This is a genomic window from Pontibacter sp. BAB1700 (assembly GCF_000277005.1).
GTDB lineage: Bacteria > Bacteroidota > Bacteroidia > Cytophagales > Hymenobacteraceae > Pontibacter > Pontibacter lucknowensis.
In genome coordinates, this window is record NZ_AKIS01000178.1 from 1 (window position 1) to 7,001 (window position 7,001).

Below are 7,001 nucleotides of genomic sequence, written 5' to 3' on the forward strand. Positions count from 1 at the left end.
ACGCTCTGTGATTGCGGCCGGAAAGATGAAGATCGAGGAGATCGAAACCGATATCATACCGAAGCTGCAGGACGAGGTGGAGAACAGCGGGCAGGACGAACTGGCCGTACAGCGCCTGAGCGATATGATCGCCTTTAAAGAGCGGCTCGAGAAGAAGGTACACGACTTCACACTGTCGCACACCATTGCTACGCAGTCGATGCCGCAGATCCGCATGATCCAGACCACGAACGATGTGCTGGCTCAAAAGATCCAGAACTCTATTGTGACGGTTATACCGGTATGGCGTCAGCAGGTGGCGATTGCGCTCGGTCTTGAGAAGCAGCGCAAGGCCCTCGAGATCCAGAAAAAGGTGACTGACACCACCAACGAAATGCTCCGCAAGAACTCGGAACTCCTGAAGAAAAACGTAGTGATCGCGGCGCAGGAGAATGAACGCGGCATCGTGGATGTGGAGACGCTGAAGAAAGTGAACAAGGACATGGTGGAAACGCTCGACCAGGTGATCAAGATTTCGGAAGAGGGCAGCAAGAAACGGGCAGAAGCCGTAAAAGAACTGGCGCAGGTGCAGGAAGAGCTCAACAGCAAGATCATCGGCACCTTCGGCAAGTCCAAGCAGATTGAAATAGAATAATGATATACCGAGGCGATAAGAAAGAAGAACTAGCCGTCCGGCACCGCATCCTGAGCGACGAGCAGGAGGCGGTGCTGGACCTTTATATCCAGCATATCGACAACCTTTTCGAAGAGATGAAACTCTCGGAGAAATTGCAGGTCGAAATTGAAACCCAGCACCTCAAACGCATCCTGTCTAAATGATCCGATTTTTTCGTTCTTTTTTCGGGCTGGAACAGGAATCGACCCGCACGGTCATGGACCATCCAGGTGCCGCTGACGCCCGCGCCATGCAGTATATCCGTGCTTCCAATGCCAGGCTGAATGCCCTGCACAGGCTGTATGAAAGGTATAGGCATACGCCGCATGCCGATAAACTGCTGGCTGTGTTCGAAAAGACCAAGCTGGTGCACAACTACCTCGTTACCCGCAAGCGCATACAGGAGTTGGAGCTGTTTCATGTGCAGAACACGGAGCATTTCATTAACACCTTCACAACGGTGATCAACGTGCACGAGCGTCATATCAAAGACAGCTATGTGCCGGAGCGGGAAAAGCCGCAGCCGCTACCACAGGTACAGAAGCCACGTCCGCAGGGACAGGCACCAGCACAACCTGCTGCACCACGTCCAGCCCCAGCCAGGCCAGACAATCCCGGCCAGCCTTTTGAGTCGAAGGTAGAGCAGGTGCTCAAGCGCATCGAATCCGAAACGATTAAGGGCATCTATACCGCGCAGAAAGTAACCGAGATGGTGAAGCGTGTTGCCAATCAGGCACCCATGGCACCGCCAGACGTGATGCAGGCCAAGGTACCTACTTTGGCTGTACCGACCATCGCCATTGACACCTACTCCCGCGTGTTCTATTCTCCTGAGTTAGAAGGTGGTGCCACCATGTCACGGGAAATAGCCTTTACTTCGTCGGATGCGGACAAGGATGTGTTTTTGCAGCATGTCGCAAGCAAGTTAGCGATTGGTAAAGGGGAGCTGAGCTATATCGGCAATACGATGCTGGCTATACCTGATACCAAGGGGCCGAGTCCGGCCCGGCATGTCCCGATCGTGCACTGGCGGGGCTTTCCGTATGCGGTCAGTTTAATGGATTACCGCTTGTTTCCTGTGCGGATGCATCGGAAGAGTTTTTAATAAAAAAAGCCTCTGATGAATCAGAGGCTTTTTTATTGTTTGCAAAGAACTTTACGAACTACACGACAGCATTGAGCAGCCTGCTTTCTGTGTGGCCCACTCCGGTCGCGTCTGGAAGAACTCATCAAATTTGTCAGAGTACGGTTCTTTTATTGCTTCCTGTAGCTTTACAAACAGCGCATCATCACCCTTCTCCAATCCCTCGATGGCCTGATGCAGCAGGTAGTTGCGCAGCACAAAACGTGGGTTGGCTTTGTGCATTATTTCCTGCGAATCCGAACGCCTGATCTTGTTGGTGTTCAGTCGCTCCAGGTAATTGCTGATCAAGGTATAGAGCGCTGTTCTTTGCTCCGCTGTCAGGTCATCGTACAGAGCCTGCTTGAAGTGATCTGCTACTGCTTCTTCATCATCTACTGATAGCGGCAGGTCAATCAGCAACTGGTAGAAGATGGTCATGTCAGGCTGTATTTCTGACAGCGTTTTCTCGAACTGACTGATCAGGTCGCGGTCTAACTGCGACACCTGGTCTAACCCGAGTTTGCGGCCCATCATGCATAGTATTCCGCCCAATACACGTCTTTGAAAGAATCCAGTGTTGCTACCAACTTATCTTTGTCTGCCAGCGGCAGCAGGGCACCCGCCAAGGCACCCAGGTTCCAGTAACCAATGGAAGGCTGCTTGCCAAAGGCATACCTGCGGCCTGGCAGATCGGTGGTGTTCGGCGTGAAGTTCGGATCGTAATTATCTACGAAGGAGTAGGGGCCATAGTCAATCGTCAGGCCGAGGATAGACATGTTGTCGGTGTTCATCACACCGTGCACGAAGCCGACACGCATCCATTCCACCATCAATTTTGCAGTGCGATCCACGACCTCCTTGAACCAGTCGATCACTTTATTCTCCCCTGTGATGTGCGGGTAATAGCGACTGATGGTCCAGTCTACCAGTTGACGCAGGTTGTCTACTTCCTTGCGGGCATTCAGCATCTCGAAATTGCCGAAGCGCAGGAAGCTTGGCGCTACCCGCATCACGATCGCACCGGTTCATAGGCCGCATTGCCATTGTAAAACATATCGCGGAGTACAGGCTCACCCGTGCTCACCAGGCTGAGCGCACGGGTAGTCGGCACGCCCAGGTAGTGCATGGCTTCGCTCATCAAATACTCACGCACCGAAGAGCGCAGCACGGCACGTCCGTCAGCACGGCGGGAGTAAGGCGTGAGTCCTGCGCCTTTCAGCTGCAGCTCCCAAGTCTTGCCATTTGGAGCTTCCCATTCTCCTAAAGTAATTGCCCGGCCATCGCCCAGTTGACCAGCCCAGTTGCCGAACTGGTGTCCGGCATAGCAGGCGGCGTAGGGGTACATGCTGTCCGTAACGCGGTTGCCGCCCAGTATGTCAATCTCCTGCTGCTCCGTTGGCTTGGCTATACCTAGCTCTTCTGCGAGCGCATCAGACCAGGCCAGGAGCGTCACTTTCTCTACCGGCGTGGGTTTGGCTTTGCTGTACAATACACCCGGCGTCTGGCGTGGCGTAAGCTTCCCGCTGTCATCGCCCGGAAACGCCTCTACAAATTCTTTTTTATAAATCTTTGAGCTCAACTGCTCCATCTCGTTCAGTTTTAGGTATAAGGTAGCTGGCTAAGGCATTTCATTTAAACCTTTTGCCAGCCTTTTCATTTCTCTTTAACATGTTTTGTGCAAGATTAGTTAAATTTAACGGACTTATCCTGTTTAGTACCTAGGCAGGGGGAGCGGCTATACCTTGCCACGCATCACCGAACAGACTTGCAATTTTATGTCAATCACTATATTCAGCCAGGGCAGAAACACGAGCCGCTGGGAAAATGCCCTGAAGGAGCGCCGTCCGGGCTTAGATGTACATGTTTATCCGGATACAGGTCCGGCATCGGAAGTTGAGTTTGCGCTGGCCTGGAACCATCCGCCGGGTGCCTTTGCTATGTTTCCGAACCTGAAGTGCATCGCCTCCACCGGAGCCGGTGTCGACCATATTCTGCGTGACCCCGAACTGCCGAATGGTGTGCAGATCACTCGCATCGTAGACGAGAACCTGACGCAGGACATGGCCACTTTTGTGACCGCCCAGGTGCTGAATCACGTGCGTGGCCTGCATCAATACAAAGAAGCGGAGCGCAGCCATACCTGGAAACAGCACAGTTACAAACGAACCGCCGATGTCGTAATCGGGGTGATGGGCATGGGCGTGCTTGGTACACATACGGCACAGCAACTTAGTAAACTCGGCTTCAAAGTTCATGGCTGGTCACGCTCTCCCAAACTGATAGAAGGGGTAGGAGCCTACGCAGGTTCAGAGGAACTGAATGCTTTTCTGGAGAGCGCCAACATCCTGGTCTGCCTGCTTCCTTTAACGAGCCAGACTGCTAATATTTTGAACAGAGACACATTCAGTAAGCTTCCAGAGGGAGCATATGTGATCAACGTAGCCCGTGGAGAGCATGTTGTAGATGACGATCTGATCGAAATGCTCGATGAGGGACATCTGTCAGGAGCCAGCCTGGATGTGTTTCGGGAAGAGCCGCTGCCGGAAGAGCACCCGTTTTGGGAGCATCCACTGATTCATGTCACGCCACATATTGCCAGCATTACCAATCCGGCTTCGGCAGTGTCGCAGATTCTGGAGAACTACGACCGCATGCGCCACGGGGAGTCACTCATAAATATTGTATCAAAAACCAAAGGATATTAAATGAACCCATTCCACTACGCCTTCAAAGTGAAGGACATTGAATCGACCCGCCAGTTCTACGTGGGTATTTTGGGCTGTAAAGAAGGCGCAGCACAGAGCACTGGATCGACTTCGACTTTTTCGGGCACCAGCTGTCTGCCCACGTGAGCGCCAACATACCGGAGCCGGATTACTGCGGACAAGTAGCCGGTATCAGTGTGCCGGTGCCGCACTTTGGCTGTCTTCTCAGCTACGAGCAGTTCGACCAGGTACGCGACCGCTTGGTGCAGCATGCTATACCTTTTGTGGTAGAGCCCTATACCCGCTACGAGGCCAGGTAGGTGAGCAGCGCACCATGTTCATCCTCGACCACAGCAAAAACCCGCTCGAGTTCAAAGCCTTCAAGAACCCGGAGGAAGTGTTTGCTTCGTAGCAAAGCCGGGAAGGTATAGGTTCTATACCTAATAAAAACAGAGCGGCCGCTTAGTTAAGACTAGGCGGCCGCTCTGTTTTTGTGGAGATGGTGTTTTTACAGCACCGTCAGCTTTTTAGTAACCAGTCCGCGTTCCGTCTGGATCTGCAGGAAGTACAGGCCGGCTTTGGCAGTCGGCAGGTTTATCTCCACCGCCTCGGGCCTTGGCCCGGTGACGCGGGTCTGGTGCAGGCGCTTGCCCAGTGCATCGTACACCTCGACCAGCTGCACGTCGAAGTCGGCGTGGCGCAGGCTGAGGGTGAACTGGCCCGAGTTCGGGTTGGGGTATACCTGTATGGCCTCGGCCGGAGTCAGCTCCTCTACCACAAAGTCGGCACTGCTATTTGCGCTGCCGCCGTAGCCGGTGATGGTCACCTTGCCGGTAGAGGCGCCTCGTGGCACTCTTACCTTATACCTGTCGCCGGAGGCTTCCAGCACCAGTGCTTCCTGTGCATTGAAGGTAATCCTATCCTGCTGTCCCATGATGCCGAAGTGCTCGCCTGTGATCTCCACCACCGTGCCCACCGAGCCCTTGGCCGGCTGCATGGCCGTGAATTTTGGGCCCGGGATCACCTCGAAGTGCGTCGTGCTTGCTGCCAGACCACCTGGTGTCTCGACTTTGATAAAGCCAGACTCTGCCTGCTCCGGCACCCGCACCGTGAGCTGCTGCGAGTTTGCCTCCAGCACCTGGGCTAGCGCCTGCCCGAAAAGAACTTTGTTACGCGCTTTGTCAGTAGCAAAGTTCTCACCTGTGATGGTCAGGCTGGCGCCCACAATGTCGGTCTCTTTGCTTATACCTGTTATACCTGGGGCGTACCACACGGTGTAGGCCGAGCCGCTCACGGCCTCGCCGCCTTTGGTGCTGATTCGGAAAGCGCCCGTTGCGGCGTTCTCAGGCACCCGCACCGAAATGCTACTGCCGGTAGTGCCCAGGATCTCACACTCGAGGTTGCCGAGTTTTATACCTTCGATCAGCTCGGCCTGCAGGTGCTCGCCTGTGAGCGTCACCGGCTGGCCCACCATGCCCTCTGGCGGGCCTGAAGGAGGCGAGCACCGGCGGCTGGTACACCTGGAACTTATCGGAGGAGGTCGCACCGCCGTCCGGGGTGATGACTTTTAGGGCACCCGTCGTGGCGCCTGCCGGCACCAGCACTTTCAGCTCGGTAGCCGAGGCGCTCACAACGGTGACGGCTTTGCCGTTGAGGTATACCTTGTTGTCGGCAGGAGATGCGGCAAAGCGCTTGCCCGTGATGGTGACCTCCGAGCCGAACCTCCCGGCGGCAGGGGCAAAACCTGCTATACCTGGCGTAGCCAGAACGTCCTCCAGGTTCACCCGCACAGACTCGTTTATCACCGGCGGCATGTCGTAGATGCGGTTCTGGGTGATGTTGGTGCGGATGGGGGAGTTGAAGTCGAAGAAGATGTCGGCGTAGTTCTCCACCAGCGTCTTCTCGGCAAGGTCCGCCCTGGGTTTGATGCTGAAGAGGATGTAGCCGTGACTGCCGGGCTCGTCAGCCGTGGAGTCGGGCAGCATGATGTTGTCGAAGGTCCAGGTGAGGACAGGCCGCCCCTTGCCTGTAACCTCCACACGACTCGGGTGGGAGGAGGCCCCCAGCTGCAGGGTGGAGAGGTCCAGGTGCTCGGAGAGGGTGTCCACCACCACCACGCGGTAGGCCACGTCGGTGCCCGTGTTCTGGAAGCGGATCTTGTACTTGAGGGCGGTGTTGGTGGGGGTGTAGAACTCCTCTGTGCGGCCCCGCGGCGTCACCAGCTTGTCGTTGGGGTCGTAGGAGTCGGTGATGGGCATGCACTCGGTTGACCTCTCGGCCTCCTCGTCGTCTGCGGGCAGCAGGTTGACAAAGCCCGAGGTCACGGTGGAGTCGGCGGCGACTCCGTTGCAGGGCTCCATCGTCACACTGGCTGCTGTGTTGTCGCCGTTGCCGGCGGGCTGGTCTGCCTCCAGGCGCCAGGTGTAGCCCGTGGAGGGCACCCAGAGCACCAGGCTGTCGCCGGCGGCCAGGCGGAACTGCTCCACCGAGGCCAATTCCCCGTTGGCGTACTTGCGGA

General features: G+C 55.7%; 11 protein-coding genes. 6 read left to right on the forward strand and 5 right to left on the reverse strand.

Annotated elements, in window-relative coordinates:
- From O71_RS18280 to O71_RS18290, 3 genes are all read left to right on the forward strand, one after another.
- On the forward strand, positions 1–634 hold a 634-nt coding region (locus O71_RS18280), incomplete at its 5' end, for a toxic anion resistance protein (protein WP_007659867.1).
- A complete protein-coding gene (locus O71_RS18285; protein ID WP_007659868.1) occupies positions 634–819 on the forward strand; it encodes a hypothetical protein in 186 nt (61 codons plus the stop codon). The genes O71_RS18280 and O71_RS18285, both read left to right, overlap by 1 nt.
- The gene (locus tag O71_RS18290) at positions 816–1,760 is read left to right on the forward strand and encodes a hypothetical protein (RefSeq protein ID WP_007659870.1); all 945 of its coding nucleotides are present in this window, start codon (positions 816–818) and stop codon (positions 1,758–1,760) included. Before O71_RS18285 ends, O71_RS18290 begins: the two co-directional genes overlap by 4 nt.
- Positions 1,761–1,811: 51 nt before the next feature.
- Here the strand turns inward: O71_RS18290 and O71_RS26680 are convergent, their stop codons facing one another.
- Genes O71_RS26680 through O71_RS26690 form a run of 3 tightly spaced genes read right to left on the reverse strand, consistent with a single transcriptional unit; the run spans position 1,812 to position 3,366 of the window.
- A complete protein-coding gene (locus O71_RS26680) occupies positions 1,812–2,330 on the reverse strand; it encodes a protein adenylyltransferase SelO family protein (protein ID WP_255345416.1) in 519 nt (172 codons plus the stop codon).
- Positions 2,309–2,788, reverse strand: coding sequence for a protein adenylyltransferase SelO family protein (locus O71_RS26685; protein ID WP_255345418.1), 480 nt, complete (start codon positions 2,786–2,788; stop codon positions 2,309–2,311). Before O71_RS26685 ends, O71_RS26680 begins: the two co-directional genes overlap by 22 nt.
- Positions 2,788–3,366: a protein adenylyltransferase SelO family protein gene (locus tag O71_RS26690; RefSeq protein WP_255345417.1), complete on the reverse strand. Its 579-nt coding sequence runs from the start codon at positions 3,364–3,366 to the stop codon at positions 2,788–2,790. Before O71_RS26690 ends, O71_RS26685 begins: the two co-directional genes overlap by 1 nt.
- A gap of 187 nt (positions 3,367–3,553) precedes the next feature.
- Between O71_RS26690 and O71_RS18300 the strand changes: the two genes are divergently transcribed.
- The 3 genes from O71_RS18300 to O71_RS27555 are packed head-to-tail and all read left to right on the forward strand — an operon-like array spanning position 3,554 to position 4,803.
- A complete protein-coding gene (locus O71_RS18300) occupies positions 3,554–4,483 on the forward strand; it encodes a glyoxylate/hydroxypyruvate reductase A (RefSeq protein ID WP_007659872.1) in 930 nt (309 codons plus the stop codon).
- On the forward strand, positions 4,484–4,630 hold the full coding sequence (locus tag O71_RS27550; protein ID WP_007659874.1) for a hypothetical protein: 147 nt from the start codon (positions 4,484–4,486) through the stop codon (positions 4,628–4,630). It begins immediately after the preceding gene.
- Complete coding sequence (locus tag O71_RS27555) at positions 4,627–4,803, forward strand: hypothetical protein (RefSeq protein ID WP_007659876.1); 177 nt, start codon at positions 4,627–4,629, stop codon at positions 4,801–4,803. The genes O71_RS27550 and O71_RS27555 overlap by 4 nt, the downstream gene beginning before the upstream one ends.
- Before the next feature lie 188 nt (positions 4,804–4,991).
- On the opposite strand, the gene O71_RS18310 is transcribed toward O71_RS27555, so the two are convergent.
- Together O71_RS18310 and O71_RS18315 are read right to left on the reverse strand one after the other, a co-directional pair.
- Entirely contained in the window at positions 4,992–5,957 is a 966-nt protein-coding gene (locus tag O71_RS18310; protein ID WP_007659877.1) for an IPT/TIG domain-containing protein, read from the reverse strand.
- Positions 5,872–6,741, reverse strand: coding sequence for an IPT/TIG domain-containing protein (locus tag O71_RS18315; RefSeq protein ID WP_192811707.1), 870 nt, complete (start codon positions 6,739–6,741; stop codon positions 5,872–5,874). Before O71_RS18315 ends, O71_RS18310 begins: the two co-directional genes overlap by 86 nt.
- Positions 6,742–7,001 lie beyond the last annotated feature (260 nt).